The sequence below is a fragment of the Streptomyces phaeolivaceus genome (genome assembly GCF_009184865.1).
In the GTDB taxonomy this organism is placed as follows: Bacteria; Actinomycetota; Actinomycetes; order Streptomycetales; family Streptomycetaceae; genus Streptomyces; species Streptomyces phaeolivaceus.
On sequence record NZ_CP045096.1, the window covers coordinates 9,021,813 to 9,040,209 of the forward strand.

Here is an 18,397-nt window from a genome sequence, read left to right on the forward strand (position 1 = left end):
TCTCGGGACTCTCAAGCTCAACTCACCGGGGACATCCCGGATCACCTCCGTCTCGCCTCCTCACCGCAGCCCTATGAGAAGGATCAGGAACATGACCCGTGACAACCGCGGCCGGGGCACCGTCATCACCTTCTACTCCTTCAAGGGCGGCACCGGCCGCACCATGGCGCTGGTCAACACCGCCTGGATCCTCGCCAGCAACGGTCTGCGCGTGCTCGTCGTGGACTGGGACCTAGGGCCTGTCTGGAGTTTGGATCAGGAGTTCGGTAGATCGCCTGCGCGCGAGGGCTCGGTCTTGATAGGCCATCAGTCATGGCGCGAGGCGATCTCACCGATGAGCAGTGGGCCCTGATCGAGCCGCATCTCCCGATTGCCGCGGTTGGTCCCATCCCTGACCTGCGGAAACACTTCAACGCGGTGATGTGGCGGTTCCGGACGGGTAGCCCCTGGCGTGACCTGCCGACCGAGTTCGGGCCCTGGCAGAGCACGTACGACCGCTTTCGGATCTGGGCGAGGCGGGGCGTTTTCCAGGACCTGATGCAAACAGTGATCGCTGAGGCCGCCGCCCGCGGCCAGGCCGACTTGGGCCTGGTCAGCGTGGACTCTGCGACCGCCCGGGCCCATCATCACGCCGCCGGGATGGCCCTGGACCCCGAGCAGTTGGCGGCCTTGGAAATGGCCGTCGAGGCCGAAAAGGGGGCGAGGGCAAGGCACAAAGAACGCAGGACGGACAGGCTGAGGATGAGGCGCGCGTCGAGCGGCGACGGGTCCGCCGACGACACCGGGCCCGGTTGAAAGCCGCCGAGCTGGGGCGTTCCCGGGGCGGACTGACGAGCAAGATTCATGTGGCGGCTGACCGACGCTGTCGCCCGCTTGCGTTCGTCCTCACGCCCGGGCAGGCCGGTGACAGTCCGCAGTTCGCCCCGGTCCTGGAACGGGTGAAGGTGCGCGGCCCGATCGGGCGCCCGCGGACCCGGCCGGATGCGGTGGCCGCGGACAAGGCGTATTCGTCCCGACGCAACCGCCGCTACCTGCGACGACGCGGGATCCGAGCCGTGATCCCGGAGAAGGTCGACCAGGCCGCGAACCGCAAGAAGCGTGGCAGCGCCGGCGGCCGGCCAGTCTCATATGACGCGACGCTCTACAAAGAGCGCAACACCGTGGAACGGTGCATCAACCGGCTGCGGAACTGGCGCGGTATCGCTACCCGGTACGACAAGAACCCGGAGAGTTACGAGGCCGGACTGCACCTGTGTGGTGCGATGCTCTGGCTCCGTAGCATCGCACCACACTTGTGATCCGAACTCCAGACAGGACCTAGAGGCCCCCGGACTCCACACCTATCTCCGACCCCTGCTGGCCGACCCCGAACTCACCGAGAGCGCCGGTGTCATGGAGATGATCGGCGACTTCGCTCGCCAAGTCGTGGTGCCGGGTGAGGAGGGGCCCGGCATTCGGGAACTGGCCCGCGTCGACCGGTACGCCGTAAGCACCGAACTACGCCTGCCGCCGGGCGGAGAACTGGACCTGCTGCCCGCCGGCGTACAGGACCCCGACACCTACGCGGTCACCGTCAGCACCTTCGACTGGGGGACCTTCCACCGAGTGGGCGGCGCCGACTTCCTCACCGCGCTCCGCGACGACATGGCCGCCCGCTACGACTACGTCCTGATCGACAGCCGGTCCGGCCTCAGCGACACCGCGAGCATCTGCACGGTCGTCATGCCGGACATCGTCGTGGACTGCTTCACCCTCAGCCGACAGGGCGTCAACGGCGCGGCCCGCATCGCACGTTCGATCCGCCAGGTCGCCCACACCCACCGCGACATCCGTATCGTTCCCGTCCCCATGCGCGTCGAGGACGCCGGCCACGACCGCCTGGAGGCCGGCCGGTACCAGGCGCGCAGCCTGTTGGCCCCGTTCCTGGGCTGGGTGCCGCCCGAGGAGCAGGACCGGTACTGGAGCGGCGTCGAGATCCCGTACAAGCCCGGCTACGCGTACGAGGAGATCCCCGCGACGGTGGGGGAGCGCCGACAGGACGGCACCCTGCTGGCCGCGTTCGAACGGCTGACCGCCCGGCTCACCGACAACCGGGTGACCCGGCTGAGCAACATGACGGAGCCGTACCGCCAGACGCTGCGGGCCGAGTACGAGCGCACCTCCCCGATCATGCGCGAGGACTTCCACGTCAGCTACACCGCGACCGACAGGCTCTGGGCCGACTGGACCGTGGCCGTGCTGCGGGCGGCCGGTTACGAGGCGACGCTCGCCCCGATCGAGGTGGACGACGTCACGCCCGAACCCGTCATACCGACGGGCCTCGAACGCACGCCGGCCGGTGAAGCGCGCACGGTCGTCCTGCTCTCCCCGCGGTACACCGCGCTGCCGCGGGCGCGGGATGTCTGGCAGAGGGTCAGCCGCAGGGACCCGTCCGGCCGGATCGGGTCGGTGGTCCCCCTCCTGGTGGACGAATCAACAGCTCCGGCGGAATTCGCGCCTCGCTCAACTGTCAGTCTCGTGGGCATCGCGGCGGAAGAGGCCGTGGCCCGTCTGCTCGCCGCCGTCGACCACCCCGATTCGGGGGAGAGGGGGCCCCGTTCCACAGTCGCCGCTCTGGCCGGGTCGGCCCGGCTTCCCGGTACTCGACCGCGAGTCGTCGGGGGGCGACCCCAGCGCAACGCGATCTTCACCGGCCGCCCCGCACTCATGGAGCGTCTGCGTGACGGCCTGCTCGGTGGCACCACGGCCGTCCTGCCGCAAGCGCTCCACGGGTTGGGCGGAGTGGGCAAGACGCAGCTCGCGCTCGAGTACGCCTACCGCTTCGAGTCGGACTACGACCTCGTCTGGTGGATCAACGCCGCGGAGCCGACGCAGATCCTTCAGCAGGTGAGTCTTCTCGCCGGGTACCTCGGTGTGCCCCTCGATGATGGGGGCTTGACGGCGGCCGTACGCAACGAGGTCTGGGACAAGCTGCGTCGAGGTATCCCTCACGCGCGTTGGCTGATCGTCTTCGACAACGCCGAGAAGCCGGCGGACTTGGAGGGCCTGGTGCCGGTCGGTGGGCCTGGTCGTCACATCCTCATCACCTCGCGGAATCCCGCGTGGACCGAACGCGCCGCGCGCATCGAGGTGGACCTCTTCACCCGTGAGGAGAGCGTCGCGCTGCTACGCCGTTACAACCCGGGGCTTGAGCCGGTGGAAGCGGCCCGAGTGGCCGAGGAACTCGGGGACTTCCCGCTGGCCGTGAGCCTCGCCGCCGCTTCGCTTCAGGAGTCGGCCATGCCCGTTGACACCTATGTGGAGATGCTCCGAACCAAGATGACCGACATTCTGGGCAGCCAGTCTGCCCCCGACTACCCGACGTCGGCAGCGGTCAGCTGGTCACTCGACCGGCTGAAAACGCGCACACCAGCCGCGGCTGCCCTGCTCGAACTGTGCGCCTTCTTCGGACCGGACCCGATTCCGCGGGACCTGTTCAGCAGCCGGCCCGCGCTCGAACTGCTCGAAGGGCACGACCCGAGCCTCTCCGACCCGCTGCTGATGGGGCGGCTCTACGGACAGACCGTCCGCAGCGGACTCGCACAGGCCGACCAGCGGACCGACACTCTGATGATGCATCGCCTGATCCAGCATGTGTTCCGGGACCAGCTCAGCACGGAACAACAGGTCACCATGAGGGAACGAGCCCGATCCGCCTTGGGACAGGCCAACCCCAAGGCACCCGACGAATCGGACAACTGGCAACGCTACGCCGCGCTCCTTCGTCACCTGTGGCCCACCGAAGCCGACGAGAGCGACAACCTGGAGGTACGGCAGTGGATCTGTGACACGGTCCGCTACCTGTGGCGCAGTGGCGACGCCGACACGGCCAACAGGACGGCGGAGAGGGTGCTCGACAGCTGGCTGCCCCGCTTCGGCGAGGACGACGCGCTCGTCCTGCGGCTGCGCACCGAACTCGGCAACGCGCTGCGCGACCAGGGCCGTCTGCCGGAGGCGTACGACGTGACACGGGACGTCTACGAGCGGGCCAGCCGGATCCTCGGCGAGGACCACCCCTACACCCTGGGCGCGGCCATGAGCCTCGGCTCCGACCTGCGCAGTGTCGGCCGGTACGCGGACGCCATGGAACGCGACCGGGAAACCCTGCGCGGCACCCGGCGGGTCTTCGGCGACAGCCACCCGCGGACGCTCTCGGCGGCCAACAACCTCGCCGTGTCCGAGTTCCTCTCCGGGAACCGGCAGGCGGCCCGGGACACCGACCGGGAGTTGCTCAAGCTGCGCCGGGAGATCTCCGGACCGGACCATCGCTCCACTCTCAACACCGCGACCAACTACGCCCGGGACCTCCGCGCGGCCGGAGCGTTCCGGGAGGCGCTGAAGCTCATCGAGGACACGCTGAAGCGCAGCAGGCGCGTGCTGGGACCCGACCACCTGATCACCTTCCGGGCCTCCCTCGGCGCCGCGGTCCTGCACCGCAGGCTCGGCGACTACGAGACGGCGTACACGCTGACCAGCGACACTCTCGAACAGGCGAAGAAGCAGTTGGGTCCCGACCATCCCGACACGCTCGCCGTCGCGACGAATCTGGGCGCGGACCTGTACGACCGGGGGGACGCGGTTCAAGGCCGGCGACTGGTCACGGAAACCCTCGGCCGTTACGAGCGCCGGTTCGGACCGGACCACGTCTTCACCCTCGCCTGCGCCACCAACCTGGCCGTACTGCTCCGGCTGACCGGTGAGTCGGAGGCCGCGCTGGCACTGTCGACCCGCACCCTGGACCGCTTCCGTCGACTCCTCGGAGCGCGCCACCCCTACACCCTCACCTGCATGCTGAATCACGCGACGGACCTGTCCGGGAACGGCGAGCGGGACCGGGCCGCGGTGGTGGGGCGCGAGGCGTACGAGGGACTCGGCGAAGTGCTCGGCCCCGATCACCATCTGGCCATCGCGGGCGCCTCCAACCTTGCCGTCCAGTTGCGCGGTGACGAGTCGGGCGAGGCCGAGCGGCTGCACACGGAAGCGGAACGCCGCGCCCGCGAGAGCCGGGAGCTCGGCGGCGACCATCCGATGACCCGGGCGGTGACCCGCCGGCAGCCCATCGACGCGGACATCGAGCCGCCGGTCACCTGACGGCCGCCGCGTCGGCGGATCACGCGGCCGGAGAACGACGACCGGGCCCCGCGGGCGAACCCGCCCGCGGGGCCCCGGCCGCTCCGGTCCCGCCGCCCGGACCCGGTCCGTCCCCCTCCCTCGAACCCGGTCCGTCCCCCGAACTCGGCCCCGGTCGCCGCGCGTTCACTCGATGGTCGTCCGTATGTCTGAGATCGGCGGCGGCAGGGTAGGACCCTCGATGCCGTTGATGCGGTGGGGCATGCTGGGGGGCGCCTTGGATCAGCCGTACTTCTTTCTCAGTTACGCCAGGCGGGACGACCGGGCGGCGTACGTGGGGCGGTTCTACAACGACCTGCTGGAGGCCCTCGACCTCCCGGGCCCGGTGACAGCCAGGCAGCCCACCTTCCGTGACGTCGTGAACATCATGCTCGGCGACGACTGGCTGCTGGAGCTGAGCCGTGCCGTCGGTTCCTGCAGATCCATGGTCGCGCTCTACTCTCCGGCGTACTTCCGCAGCGAGTACTGCGGCAAGGAGTGGACCCACTTCGCCGCACGGGTGAGGCGCTATCAGGAGATGACCTCCGTACCGCCGCGCGCGCTGGTCCCCGTGCTCTGGGAGCCGGTGCCGCAGCGCAGGATGCCCGCCGAGGTCAGGGCCGTGCAGTACACCGAACCGGGGCTGGGGGAGGAGTACCTCAGACACGGGCTGCTGCAACTGATGCAGTCCGACCCGGGCGGACCCGCGTACCGGCACGTCGTCCGGGAGATCGCCCGCCGGGTCCGTATGGCGGCGGACCCGTTCAACCTGCCCACCGACGAGCCGCCCGCCTTCGACCTCTCCGAGGTGCGGGGCTGCTTTCCCGTCAACGAGGTGCCGGAACTCACCGGCCACGTACGGATATTCGTCGCGGCCTGCACCAAGGAGCAGCCGCCGATGGGCCGTTCGCACACCGCGTACTACGGGGAGGCGCCCTGGATGTGGGCGCCCTACAGTCCACCGCGGGTGCCGACCGTGGTGGAACGGGCCAAGCGGGTCATCACCGGCGACGGACACACCGCGAGCGTCGAGGCGGTGAGCCCCCAGCTGATCCGGCATCTCAACCGGGCCCGGCACCTCAACCAGGCGTGTGTCCTGCTGGTGGACGCCTGGTCGGCGCGCGAGGCACCGTACCGGGGCGCGCTCCTGCGCTACGACGAGCTGTACCACCCGACGACCGCGGTCCTGGTGCCCTGCCACGAGCACGACCGGGAGTCCGGCACGGACAACCAGGCACTGTGGGACGCGGTCAAGAGAGTCTTCGAACGCAACTGGATGCGGCGCAACGACCCCCATGACCCGGTGTTCTGGGTCCACGTCGACCAGCACGAGTTCGACGACACGCTGGCCCGCGCGGTGACCGTGACCCAGAACCGGATCGCCGCCAGCGGCCATGTCCGACGCCTGCCGCCGGGCGCCCCGCCACCCTCGATGCCCCGCCTCTGACCGCCCCTTCGACCACCTCTTCGACCACCTCTTCGACCGCCTCTTCGACCACCGGGCGACCCGCCGCCCCGCCCGCCCGACCCCGACCGCCCACCCGACCACGACTGCCCAGGAGACCGGATGAGCCCCTCCAGCGCGCCGGACGGCCGAGGCCAGGTCGTCACCTTCTACTCGTTCAAGGGTGGCGTCGGCCGCACCATGGCCCTGGCCAACGTGGCCTGGATCCTGGCCAGTCGGGGCAAACGCGTCCTGGCCGTGGACTGGGACCTGGAGGCCCCGGGCCTGCACAGCTACTTCCACCCGCTGCTCACCGACCCCGAACTGCGTGACACCGACGGCCTGATCGACCTGCTGCGCGCCTACCAGCAGGCGGTGCTCCTGCCCGGCCGCGAGGAGGCCCCCGAGGACGACGGCTGGTTCCGCCGGACACTGGACCTCACGCCGTACGTCGTCGGCCTCGACCTCAGATTCGCGAGCGGCGGACGGCTTGACTTCCTGCCCGCCGGCCGGCAGAACGCCGCCTACTCGGACTCCGTGACCTCCTTCGACTGGCACGCCTTCTACGAACGGCTCGGCGGCGGATCGTTCCTGCTGGAGATGCGCGAGGAGATGGCCGCCCGCTACGACTACGTCCTGATCGACAGCCGCACCGGGGTCACCGACAGCTCGGGCATCTGCACGGTGCTCCTCCCCGACACCCTCGTACTGGGCTTCGTCTACAACGTGCAGAACATGCGCGGCTCCGCGCACGTGGCCCGCGCCGTCACCAAGGGCTCCCGCCGGCCGATACGGCTGCTGCCGGTGCCCATGCGCGTCGAGGACGCCGAGCGCGAGCGCCTGGAGATCAGCCGCGACCGCGCCCGCGAGGTCTTCGGCGGCCATCTGTCCTGGCTGGAGGAGAGCAGCGTCGAACGGTACTGGGGCGATGTGGAGATCCCGTACAAGACGTTCTACGCCTACGAGGAGATCGTCGCGCCCGTCGGTGACCGGCCGTTGCAGGAGGGCACCGTACTGAAGGCCTGTGAGCGGCTGACGGACTGGCTCACCGACGGCGAGGTCCGGCGGGGTGTGCCGCTGCCGGACGAGGAACGGCAGCGGCTGCTCACCGCGTACATGAACAAGAGCCGCGCCATCAGCGCCTGTCTCTTCGTCAGTTACGCGCCGGAGGACCGGATCTGGGCGGAGTGGGCGGCCTGGCATCTGGAATCCGCGGGCTTCCGTGTCACCCTGCACGACATCACCGCCACCGGGTCCGGCGAGACCGCCCCGGAGGTGGTGCGCGCCTTGGCGGAGGAGGGCCGGGTCCTCGCCCTGCTGTCCGAGGAGTACGCCGAGGTACCGCAGTCCGCCGCGCTCTGGCGGGCCCTGACCGGCCGGGAACGCGCGCTGGCGCCCGAACTGGTCGCCGTCCGCGTCCACGGCGGCGAACGGGCCCTGGACCCGCCCTTCGACCTCGCCGCGGCCCCCAGCATCGCCCACCTCACCGCGGCGAACGCGGTACGACGGCTGCGGCAGAGCGTCGGCCCGCCGCCCTCGGCGCCGACCCCGGCACGCGCCACGCCCGCCCCGCCGACCGCCGAACCCCCGCGCTATCCGGGCACCAACCCGTCCGTGGAGTCGCTGCCACCGAGGAACGGCGGCTTCACCGGCCGGAACGCGCTGCTGCACGAGCTGCGGGACCGGCTCACCGCGGAGGACTCCTCGGACTCCTCGTACTCCTCGGACTCCGCCAGGCCTCAGGTGCTCGTCGGCCTCGGCGGGGTCGGCAAGACGCAGACGGCACTCGAGTACACCTATCGCTTCCGTGGTTCCTACGATGTGGTCTGGTGGGTGCCGGCCGCCGAACCCACCGTCATCGCGAGTGAGTTGGCCCGACTCGCACCCCAACTCGGCATCGAGCAAGGGGAGGACACCGCGCTCACCGCCCAACGGGTGCTCAGGGCCCTGGCCGGCGGGACGCCGTACCGCAGCTGGCTGATCGTCTTCGACAGCGCGGGCTCACCGCAGGAGACCGCCGAGTGGCTGCCCGCCGGGACCTCACGGGGCGGACATGTGCTCGTCACCTCCCGCGACCGCACCTGGGAAGAGGCCGGAGACGTGCTGCCGGTCGAGGTGTTCAGCCGGGCCGAGAGCGTGGCACTGCTCGGCCGGCACAACCCGGGCCTCGCCCCGGACAGCAGCCGGCAGATCGCCCACGAACTCGGCGACCTCCCGCTCGCCGTGCACCAGGCCGCCGTCTGGCTGAGTGCCACGGCCATGCCCGTCGACCGCTATCTGCAACTGCTGCGCACCCATGCGACGGAGCTGCTCAAACGCACGGAGAAACGCTCGCTCGAAATGGCGGGCTGGCTGGTGTCGTTGGAGGAGATCCGCGCCAACAGCCCTGCGGCGGCCGACCTGTTGGAGATCTGCTCCTTCTTCGGAGCCGATCCCATCCCCATGGAACTGCTCTACACCCGTTCCCTGATGGACGCCCTCACCCTCGGCGAGGACGAACCCCGGGACGAGGTGACCATCAGCGAGGTCTTCCAGGAGATCAACCGGTTCGGGCTGGCCCAGGCGGACCAGGAGGAGGGCACGGTCGTCGTCCACCGCCTGGTGCAGGCCGAGATCCGCCACTCGATGCCCCTGGAACGACGCCTGGAACTACGTGCGGTGGTGCACTCCGTGCTGGCCGCAGGCAACCCGAAGTTCCCCGGCGCGCCCGAGAGTTGGCCACGCTACGCGCAGCTGCTGCCGCATCTGTGGCCCAGCCGGGCGGCCCGCAGCGACGACCCCGGGGTGCAGCAGTGGATCATCGACACGGTCCGCTGTCTGTGGCGCCGCAATCTGCTGGGCTCCGGGCGGGACACCGCCGAACGCGTCCTCGCCGAGTGGACCGAACGCCTCGGCCCCGACGACATCCAGGTACTGAGCCTGCGCACCCAACTCGGCAACATCCTGCGCTCGCAGGGCGCCTCGCGCGAGGCCTGGCGCAACGACCTGGACGTCCACCGACGGCTGGCCGCCCTCATGGGTCCGGGCCGCCGCCGTACGCTGATCGCCGCCGCGAACGTGGCCGCCGACCTCAACGCCCTGGGCCGCTACGCCGAGGCCCGGGAATGGGACCGCGCCACCTACGAGGCCAGCAAGGCGGTCTGGCCGCCCGACGACCTGCGGCTGTCGATGCACGCCAGCAATCTCGGGGTCTCCGAGTACCTGTGCGGGGACCGGCGCGCGGCACTGGAGATCCACCGGCGGGTCTACCGCGACCGGCTCGACCTCAAGGGACCCACGGACATCTACACCCTCAGCGCGGCCTCCAACTACGCACGCGACCTGCGCGAGACGGGCGATCTCCGGGCCGCCCTCGCCCTGTTGGAGGAGACCTGCCAACTCCTGTGGGAGAGGCTCGGCCCGCGCCACGCCCAGACCCTGTCCACTCAGCGGAACCACGCGGTGGCGCTGCGCCGGGCCGGCCGCTACGAGGAGGCCCGTGAACTCGTCGGGTCCGTCCATCTGATGTACGCCGAGGACCGGGGCCGTGACCACCCGGACACCCTGGCCGCCCGCGCCGATCTGGCCAATGTGCTCGCGGCCCTCGGCGATGTCGACAGCGCCCGCGATCACGCCGATCACATCCTGACCCGCCAGCGGCAGACGCTCGGGGAATCGCACCCCTACACCCTCGGCTGCCAGAACAACCTGGCGATCTATCTACGGCTCGGCGGCCACGCGGCAGCCGCCCGCGCCACCTCCGAACGCGCCCTGCGGGCACTGACCGACACCCTCGGGGAACGGCATCCCTACACCCTGGACGCGATGATCAACTACGCCAACTGCCTGGTGGACACCGGTGAGACGGAAGCCGCCATCGCTCTCGAACGCGAGGCGCTCGCCGGGGTGTTGGAGACTCTGGGCGCCGACCACTACGACGTCGTCACCCTGCGTTCCAACCTCGCGGTCGACCTCGCGGGGGCTGGTGTGACTCAGGAGTCGGAGGAGCACTACAGTGAGGCTCTGCAACTCGCCGCCCAGACCTTGGGAGTGGACCACCCGACCTACGAGGCGGTGGACAGCGGGGTGCGACTGGACGCGGACATCGAGCCACCCTTCACCTTCTGATTCCGCGCCCCGGGGACCCGTGTGAGTCCCATCCGGAGGGGTGAGGTCTTCTTTACGGCGCTTTGTGTTGCTTCCCGCCGATTTCCTTTGCTTCGCTGCTATTCTCCGCTCACCGCCACGGGCGTCACCCGCCGGGCGGACATCCCGTGTCAGCATGGCCCCTAGGAGTGCGGTGTCACCCTTCTTGTCCTCGCCGGATGTGTCTGCTGGACGCGCCCCTGCCGGCGCGGGTCCGGTCAGGCCTGCCGAGGACCGCCCCGGTACCGTCGCCGAGAACAGCGCCCTCGGTCACGTACTGCGCCGTCTCGCCCGGGAGGCCGCGCATCCGGAGGCTTCGTACATCGCCGAGTTCGAGTCCTCGCTTCCCTCGCTCACCGACGCGGCGGAAGCGTCGATGGAGTGACCTCCCCGCCGGTCCGGCCGACGCCCGTGTCCTTGCGGCAGTTCGTCCTCAAGGTGCACAGCCGCTGCAACCTGGACTGCGACTACTGCTACGTCTACCACTCGGCCGACACCAGCTGGCGCGCCAAACCCCGGGTCATGGAACCGGCCGTGGCCGAGCAGGTGGCCCGGCGCATCGCCGAGCACGCCGTGACCCATCGCCTGCCCGACGTCCGGATCGTGCTGCACGGCGGGGAGCCGCTGCTGCTGGGGGCGGAGCGCCTGGGGGAGTTGCTGGGGATTCTCGGCGGCGGACTGGCACCGGCGGGAGTCCCCGTCCGCTTCTCGGCGCAGACCAACGGTGTGCTGCTCACCCCCGACATCCTGGACGTGCTCCACCGGCATCGGGTGGGCGTCAGCGTCAGCCTCGACGGCACCCGGGCCGGCCACGACCGGCACCGCCGCTTCCCGAAGGGCGAGGGGAGCCACGGCCGGGTGACGGAGGGCCTCGGCCGACTGGGATCCACCGAGCACCGCCCCCTGTACGCGGGCCTGCTGTGCACGATCGACCTGGCCAACGACCCCGTCGACACCTACGAGGCGCTGCTCGCCTCTCGCCCGCCACGTATCGATCTCCTTCTGCCGCACGGCACTTGGGACACCCCGCCGCCCGGACTCACCGACCGCCGCGACCGGTTGCCCGCGGACCCGCCCGTCGACGCCCGGGGCATGACGGCCCTCCCCGGAAAAACCCCGTACGCGGACTGGCTGCGGCAGGTGTTCGACCGTTGGTACGACGCCCCCGTGCGGGAGACCGGTGTCCGGCTCTTCGAGGAGCTGATGGCGGGCGTGCTCGGCGGCTCGATGCGGACCGAGTCCGTCGGACTGGCCCCGGCGACCCTGGCCGTCATCGAGACCGACGGTTCCATCGAGCAGTCCGACTCCCTCAAGATCGCCTACGAAGGGGCGCCGGAGACCGGCCTCGACGTCTTCCGCCACACCCTCGACGACGTCCTCGACCAGCCGCTGATCCGGCAACGGCAGTCCGGCGCGCGGGGACTCGGACCCGTCTGCGGGCGCTGCCCCCTGCTCACCGTCTGCGGCGGCGGACTCTTCGCCCATCGGTACGCCTCCGGGAGCGGCTTCCGCAATCCCTCCGTCTACTGCGCCGACCTGGCCGCGCTGACCCTGCACATCCGGAACCGGGTCCGGGCCGACCTGGCAGGCGCGTCGCAGGTCTTGCCCGAGCCGGATGTCAGGGGTACGTAGGGTAGGGTTTACCTGCGCCTTCACACGGAACATCGTGGACGGCGCGAACGGGACGTGGCGCAGCTTGGTAGCGCACTTGACTGGGGGTCAAGGGGTCGCAGGTTCAAATCCTGTCGTCCCGACTCGACGGAGTCGCAGTTCAGGGGCCGTTCTGGAGCAATCCAGGACGGCCCCTTGATCGTTTTTGGGACCGCTCGGAGGTCCGGTCGGGGGTCCGGTCGGGGTCCGGTCGCGGACCAGTGCCCTTGACCGTGTCATGTTCGAGGTTGAGACGAGGTCGGTGACGACGTTGACCGCGTGCGTGGCGTCGTGGCGCGCGACACCGGGTTCGTGCCGTCGTTGTCGCGAGTGCCGGACACTGTCCTGCGCCGAACCGGCTTCGTTCTGGCGGCGGTTGCCGTGGTGGCCGCCGAACGCGCGACCGGGCGCTACGCGTACGCCAGCCTCGCGGTCGGCCTGTACGCCCTGGCCGGGGTGGCGGCCAGCCCGGTGATCGGGCGGCTCGCCGACCGGTTGGGCCCCTCACCGGTTCTTCTGGGTGCCGCCCTCGCCCACGCGGCAGCGCTCGCCGTACTGGTCCTCACGGTCCGCGACGACAGCGGACTGCCTCTGCTGTGCGCGACGGCCGTCACCGCCGGCGCGACCTACCCGCCGCTCACCCCGGCCATCCGCCGTGCGTGCAACCAGCTGACCGCGCCGACGACCGGCCGGGGCGGACTGCGCGGGACCGTGCTGGCCGCGGACACGGCGTTGTACGAGTTCGTCTTTGTCGTAGGCCCCCTGCTGGTGGGGATATTCGGGGTGGTCGCGACCCCGGCCGCCGCGATCCTCGCAGCCGCTGGTGTCATGCTGGCCGGCACCACCGTGCTGGCCGGCGGCGTCGTGATGCGTGCCCAGCGTCCCCAGCGCTCCCAGGTCAGGACAGGCGGCCTGGGCCCGCTGCGGTCGTCCGGCTTCACCGTGCTCCTGGGCTGCGTCGGCGCGCTCGGGGCGGGGTTCGGCGCCGTCGGCGTGGCCGTGCCCGCCTACGCCACCCAGCACTCGGGCCACGACTCCGCCGGGCTGACAGGTCTGCTGCTCGCGGTGTGGGGCCTGGGATCCGGACTGGGCGGACTCTGGTACGGAGCCTGGCCGCCCCGCTCACCCCTGCCCCAGCAGCTCGCGTGGCTGCTCGGCTGCGTATCCGTGAGCCTCGCGGCGCTCGCCGTCATGCCGGGTCCCACCGCGCTGGGCGCCGCACTCGTGCTCGGCGGCGGCGTCATCGCCCCCTGCCTCACCGTCTACATCTCCCTCGTGGGCCGGATCGTACCGACGGGCATGCTCACCGAGGCACACACCTGGATCGCCACCGTCCCCGTCGCCGCCAACGCCGTCGGCGTGGCGCAGGTCCGCGCGGCGCGGGTCGGCGTGGTGCGGGTCCGTGGGGCGTGGGGGTTCGGTCTCGGTCACGGTCGAAGGATAGTGAGCGAGGAACGCCCCGCGTAGGGCGTTGACTTCGCGTGCGCTTCAAGTTGAAGACTCCCCTTCGGGCCCGAGAGACGGGCGGAACCGGAGGCGACGGCATGAAGTACCGCACGATCGGCAGTGACCCGGCGACCCGCCGCGAGGTGAGCGTGCTCGCGCTCGGCGCGATGCTGTTCGGCTCGCGGACGGACGAGAAGACCTCCTTCGCGCTGCTCGACCGCTATGTGGAGGCGGGTGGGAACTTCATCGACACGTCCGACAACTACGCGTTCTGGACCGACGCGGGACAGGGCGGCCAGAGCGAGGAACTCCTCGGCCGCTGGCGGCGCGACCGGGGCGTCGGCGACGAGATCGTCATCGCCACCAAGCTCGGCGCCCGGCCCCTCGCACCCGGCACCGGCTATGTCGACAACGCCGAGGGGCTGTCGGCGAAGGCGATCCGCGAGTCGGCCGAACGCAGCCGCGAACGGCTCGGCGTGGAACGGCTCGACCTCCTCTACGCCCACATCGAGGACCGTACGGTGCCGGCGCGGGAGACCGTCGAGGGCTTCGCGGAACTCGTCGCCGAGGGCACGGTCGGACTGCTCGGCGTCAGCAACCACGCCGTGTGGCGGGTGGAGCGGGCCCGCGCCCTCGCCGCCGCTGCCGGGCTGCCCCGCTACGAGGTCCTCCAGTACCACCACAGCCTGCTGCGCCCGCGCACCGACGTACCCGGCGACCTGTGGGCGGACGGCACCCTCGGCGCGACCACCGCCGAACTCCTGAGCTATCTGGAGGCAGAGCCCGACCTCACCCTGGTCGCCTACTCCCCGCTGCTCAAGGGCGGTTACGTACGACCGGACGCACTCCCGTCGGACTACGACCACCCCGGCACCCCCGCCCGGCTGAAGGTGCTCGGCGAGGTGGCGCGGGAGACCGGGGCGACCGTCAACCAGGTCGTGCTGGCCTGGCAGTCGGGCGGACGGTTCCCGATCGTCCCGCTGGCCGGGGTGTCGTCGCTCGCGCAGTTGGAGGAGAACCTCGCCGCGGTGGAGCTGGAGTTGACGGGGGAGCAGCGGCTCAGGCTCGATGCCGCGCACTAGCGTGGCGTACGGGACGGCCCCGACGGGTCAGCCCTGACCCACGTTCGCCGTGAGCAGCCGTAGCAACTGCTTGGCCATGGTGTGCTGTTCGGGGGGCAGCCCCATGGCCGCGCCGATGTCCACGGGGACGGTCCGGGCCCGCTCCTGGAGCAGGGCGCCGGACTCCGTGAGCCGGATGGCGACGGAACGCTCGTCGTCCGTACGGCGCTCGCGGCGGAGCAGGCCACCGGTCTCCAGGCGTTTGAGGAGCGGGGAGAGCGTGCTCGACTCCAGCTGGAGCGCGGCGCCCAGATCGCGGACGGAGATCGAGTCCTGCTCCCAGAGCGCGAGCATGACCAGATACTGCGGATAGGTCAGCCCCAGCTCGTCCAGCAGCGGCCGGTAGCGGGCCGTGACCGCGCGCGAGGCGGCGTACAGGGCGAAGCAGAGCTGGTCGTCAAGGAGCAGGCTCTGCCCCCGCGTCGGCTGCGCCCCGGCCGTGTCCGCGATGTCGCCGACTGTGCTCACGGTGTCGCTCCTCCGCCCTGTGCTCCGCTTGACGATCTCCAACCCTACCGTCAGCCTCCAGGTTGCGGCGAGAGCTATTCAGTTGTGTACGACCTAGTCGCGAGCTACTGTTCTTGATGTGTCGCCGGGGCGAGCGCGAACCCGCCGTACCTGTTCGACCTCGGTCCGGTGGCGGGCCGCGAGACCGTCGACGAGATCCGGTCGGGCGACATCGAGAAGCCGGCCGTGGACGAGGAGTGGGCGACCGTGCCGGGCGGGCCCACCGGCGCGAGCGCGCCGAGATCACCGCCTCACCGCTGCGCGCCACCCCCCGAGCGGCTCAAGGGGCTGCCCCCGGCCCTGGTCGTCACCGCCGAGGCCGATGTCCTGCGCGACGAGCGCGAGGCGTACGCGAACAAGCTGCGCGAGGCGGGCGTACCGGTGACCGCCGTGCGCTGCCAGGGGATCATCCACGACTTCGTCATGCTGAACGCTCTGCGGGGGACGCGTGCCGCCGAGGCCGCGATCGGGCGGGCGGTCGCGACCCTGCGTGCCGCCCTCGGCACGGAATGACACCGGGCGAACCCACAGCACGGCGGACCGCCCCGGTCGGGAGTGATCCCGGCCGGGGCGGTCCGCCGTGTGCTGTACGGGTCAGGCTCAGGCGAAGTTCGCCAGCGCCTCGTTCCACGTGGCCGACGGGCGCATGACCTTGGCGGCCTTGGCCGGGTCGGGCTGGTAGTAGCCGCCGATGTCGGCCGGCTTGCCCTGGACGGCGATCAGCTCGTCGACGATGGTCTGCTCGTTCGCCGTGAGGGTCTCGGCGAGCGGGGCGAAGGCCTTCGCCAGGTCGGCGGCGTCGGTCTGCGCGGCCAGCTCCTGGGCCCAGTACAGGGACAGGAAGAAGTGGCTGCCGCGGTTGTCGATGCCGCCGACGCGACGCGAGGGGGACTTGTCCTCGTTGAGGAAGGTCGCCGTGGCGCGGTCGAGGGTGTCGGCGAGGACCTTGGCGCGGGTGTTGCCGGTGGTCTCGGCGTACTGCTCCAGCGACGGGACCAGCGCGAAGAACTCCCCGAGGGAGTCCCAGCGCAGGTAGTCCTCCTTGACCAACTGCTGGACGTGCTTCGGGGCGGAGCCGCCGGCGCCCGTCTCGAAGAGGCCGCCGCCCGCCATCAGCGGGACGACCGACAGCATCTTGGCGCTGGTGCCCAGCTCCAGGATCGGGAACAGGTCGGTGAGGTAGTCGCGCAGCACGTTGCCGGTCACCGAGATGGTGTTCTCGCCGCGGCGGATGCGCTCCACCGACAGCTTGGTGGCCTCGACGGGGGCGAGGACACGGATGTCCAGGCCCTCGGTGTCGTGCTCCGGCAGGTACGCCTCGACCTTGGCGATCAGGTTGGCGTCGTGCGCGCGGGTCTCGTCCAGCCAGAACACCGCCGGGTCGCCGGTGGCGCGGGCGCGGGTGACGGCCAGCTTCACCCAGTCGCGGATCGGGTCGTCCTTGGTCTGGCAGGCGCGGAAGATGTCACCGGCGGAGACCGCCTGCTCGATGACCACGTTCCCGGCCTGGTCGACGAGGCGGACCGTACCCGTCGTGGCGATCTCGAAGGTCTTGTCGTGGGAGCCGTACTCCTCGGCCTTCTGTGCCATGAGGCCGACGTTCGGGACGGAGCCCATGGTCGACGGGTCGTAGGCGCCGTTGGCGCGGCAGTCGTCGATCGCGACCTGGTAGACACCGGCGTAGGAGGAGTCCGGGAGCACCGCGAGGGTGTCGGCCTCGGCGCCGTCCGGGCCCCACATGTGGCCGGAGGTGCGGATCATGGCCGGCATCGAGGCGTCGACGATGACGTCGGACGGCACGTGCAGGTTGGTGATGCCCTTGTCGGAGTCGACCATCGCCAGCGCCGGGCCCTCGGCCAGCTCGGCGTCGAAGGAGGCCTTGATCTCGGCGCCCTCCGGCAGGGTCTCCAGGCCCTTGTGGATGCCGCCGAGGCCGTCGTTCGGGGAGAGACCGGCGGCGGCCAGCGTCTCGCCGTACTTCGCGAACGTCCTCGGGAAGAAGGCGCGCACGACGTGACCGAAGACGATCGGGTCGGAGACCTTCATCATCGTGGCCTTGAGGTGCACGGAGAACAGCACGCCCTCGGCCTTGGCCTTCGCGACCTGCGCGGTCAGGAACTCGCGCAGCGCGGCGACGCGCATCACGGAGGCGTCGACGACCTCGCCCGCGAGGACGGGTACGGACTCGCGCAGCACGGTGGTGGAGCCGTCGTCGCCGACCAGCTCGATCCTCAGCGAACCGGCCTCGGCGATCACCGCGGACTTCTCGGTGGAGCGGAAGTCGTTCTCGCCCATCGTCGCGACGTTGGTCTTGGAGTCCGACGACCAGGCGCCCATGCGGTGCGGGTGGGTCTTGGCGTAGTTCTTGACCGAGGCGGGGGCGCGGCGGTCGGAGTTGCCCTCACGCAGGACCGGGTTCACGGCGGAACCCTTGATCTTGTCGTAGCGGGCGCGGATCTCGCGTTCCTCGTCGGACTTCGGGTCGTCCGGGTAGTCCGGCAGCGCGTAGCCCTGGCCCTGCAGCTCGGCCACGGCGGCCTTCAGCTGGGGGATCGACGCCGAGATGTTCGGCAGCTTGATGATGTTCGCCGCGGGGGTCTTGGCCAGCTCGCCCAGCTCCGAGAGGGCGTCCGGGATGCGCTGCCCCTCCTCCAGGTACTCCGGGAAGACGGCGATGATGCGTCCGGCCAGCGAGATGTCACGGGTCTCGACGGAGACACCGGCCTGCGAGGCGTACGCCTTGATCACGGGCAGGAACGAGTGGGTCGCCAGGGCGGGCGCCTCGTCAGTGTGCGTGTAGATGATGGTCGAGTCAGTCACCGGGTGCTCCGCTCCACGTCTGCAACATTGCTCGACATCAAGATATCTCGTACGGGGGTGGGACTCGACAGGGGCCGGGGTGTGGGGACCGCCACGGTGGGTGTGCCGTCGGGTGCCTTGTCGGGTGCCTTGTCGG

At 70.6% G+C, this 18,397-nt stretch carries 10 protein-coding genes, 1 tRNA gene and 2 pseudogenes; 11 read left to right on the forward strand and 2 right to left on the reverse strand.

Annotated features, from left to right (window positions below; translation table 11 throughout):
• Positions 1-91: 91 nt before the first annotated feature.
• The 10 genes and pseudogenes from F9278_RS48920 to F9278_RS41220 all read left to right on the forward strand — a co-directional run.
• Positions 92-235 (forward strand): annotated as a pseudogene (locus F9278_RS48920) (AAA family ATPase); the annotation flags it as partial.
• 77 nt (positions 236-312) lie between these two features.
• Positions 313-1,298, forward strand: a protein-coding gene (locus F9278_RS41180; RefSeq protein WP_404818858.1) for an IS5 family transposase whose coding sequence is annotated in 2 segments (ribosomal slippage) — positions 313-720 and positions 723-1,298 — 984 coding nt in all. Because the reading frame shifts where the segments join, the coding sequence is not laid out codon by codon here.
• Between the two features lie 94 nt (positions 1,299-1,392).
• Positions 1,393-5,130, forward strand: coding sequence for an FxSxx-COOH system tetratricopeptide repeat protein (gene fxsT / locus F9278_RS41185; protein WP_226967155.1), 3,738 nt, complete (start codon positions 1,393-1,395; stop codon positions 5,128-5,130).
• A gap of 220 nt (positions 5,131-5,350) precedes the next feature.
• A complete protein-coding gene (locus tag F9278_RS41190) occupies positions 5,351-6,595 on the forward strand; it encodes a TIR-like protein FxsC (protein WP_193241858.1) in 1,245 nt (414 codons plus the stop codon).
• Positions 6,596-6,715: 120 nt separating this feature from the next.
• On the forward strand, positions 6,716-10,699 hold the full coding sequence (gene fxsT / locus F9278_RS41195; protein ID WP_152172870.1) for an FxSxx-COOH system tetratricopeptide repeat protein: 3,984 nt from the start codon (positions 6,716-6,718) through the stop codon (positions 10,697-10,699).
• A gap of 199 nt (positions 10,700-10,898) precedes the next feature.
• Positions 10,899-11,102 (forward strand): hypothetical protein, encoded by a 204-nt coding sequence (locus F9278_RS41200; RefSeq protein WP_152172871.1) that lies wholly within the window; start codon positions 10,899-10,901, stop codon positions 11,100-11,102.
• Positions 11,099-12,349 carry an FxsB family cyclophane-forming radical SAM/SPASM peptide maturase gene (locus F9278_RS41205; RefSeq protein ID WP_226967156.1) on the forward strand — a complete coding sequence of 417 codons (1,251 nt, stop codon included), beginning with the start codon at positions 11,099-11,101 and terminating at the stop codon, positions 12,347-12,349. Before F9278_RS41200 ends, F9278_RS41205 begins: the two co-directional genes overlap by 4 nt.
• 48 nt (positions 12,350-12,397) lie before the next feature.
• Positions 12,398-12,471 (forward strand) — tRNA-Pro (locus F9278_RS41210).
• Between the two features lie 175 nt (positions 12,472-12,646).
• Positions 12,647-13,834, forward strand: coding sequence for an MFS transporter (locus F9278_RS41215; RefSeq protein ID WP_152172872.1), 1,188 nt, complete (start codon positions 12,647-12,649; stop codon positions 13,832-13,834).
• Between the two features lie 77 nt (positions 13,835-13,911).
• Positions 13,912-14,895, forward strand: coding sequence for an aldo/keto reductase (locus F9278_RS41220; protein ID WP_152172873.1), 984 nt, complete (start codon positions 13,912-13,914; stop codon positions 14,893-14,895).
• A 27-nt stretch (positions 14,896-14,922) separates the two neighbouring features.
• Here the strand turns inward: F9278_RS41220 and F9278_RS41225 are convergent, their stop codons facing one another.
• A complete protein-coding gene (locus tag F9278_RS41225) occupies positions 14,923-15,402 on the reverse strand; it encodes a MarR family winged helix-turn-helix transcriptional regulator (RefSeq protein ID WP_319023129.1) in 480 nt (159 codons plus the stop codon).
• A 269-nt stretch (positions 15,403-15,671) separates the two neighbouring features.
• Here F9278_RS41225 and F9278_RS41230 point away from each other — a divergent pair.
• A pseudogene (locus F9278_RS41230) lies at positions 15,672-15,954 on the forward strand (alpha/beta hydrolase); the annotation flags it as partial.
• An 87-nt stretch (positions 15,955-16,041) separates the two neighbouring features.
• Here the strand turns inward: F9278_RS41230 and F9278_RS41235 are convergent.
• Entirely contained in the window at positions 16,042-18,261 is a 2,220-nt protein-coding gene (locus F9278_RS41235; protein ID WP_152172874.1) for an NADP-dependent isocitrate dehydrogenase, read from the reverse strand.
• Between the last annotated feature and the right edge of the window lie 136 nt (positions 18,262-18,397).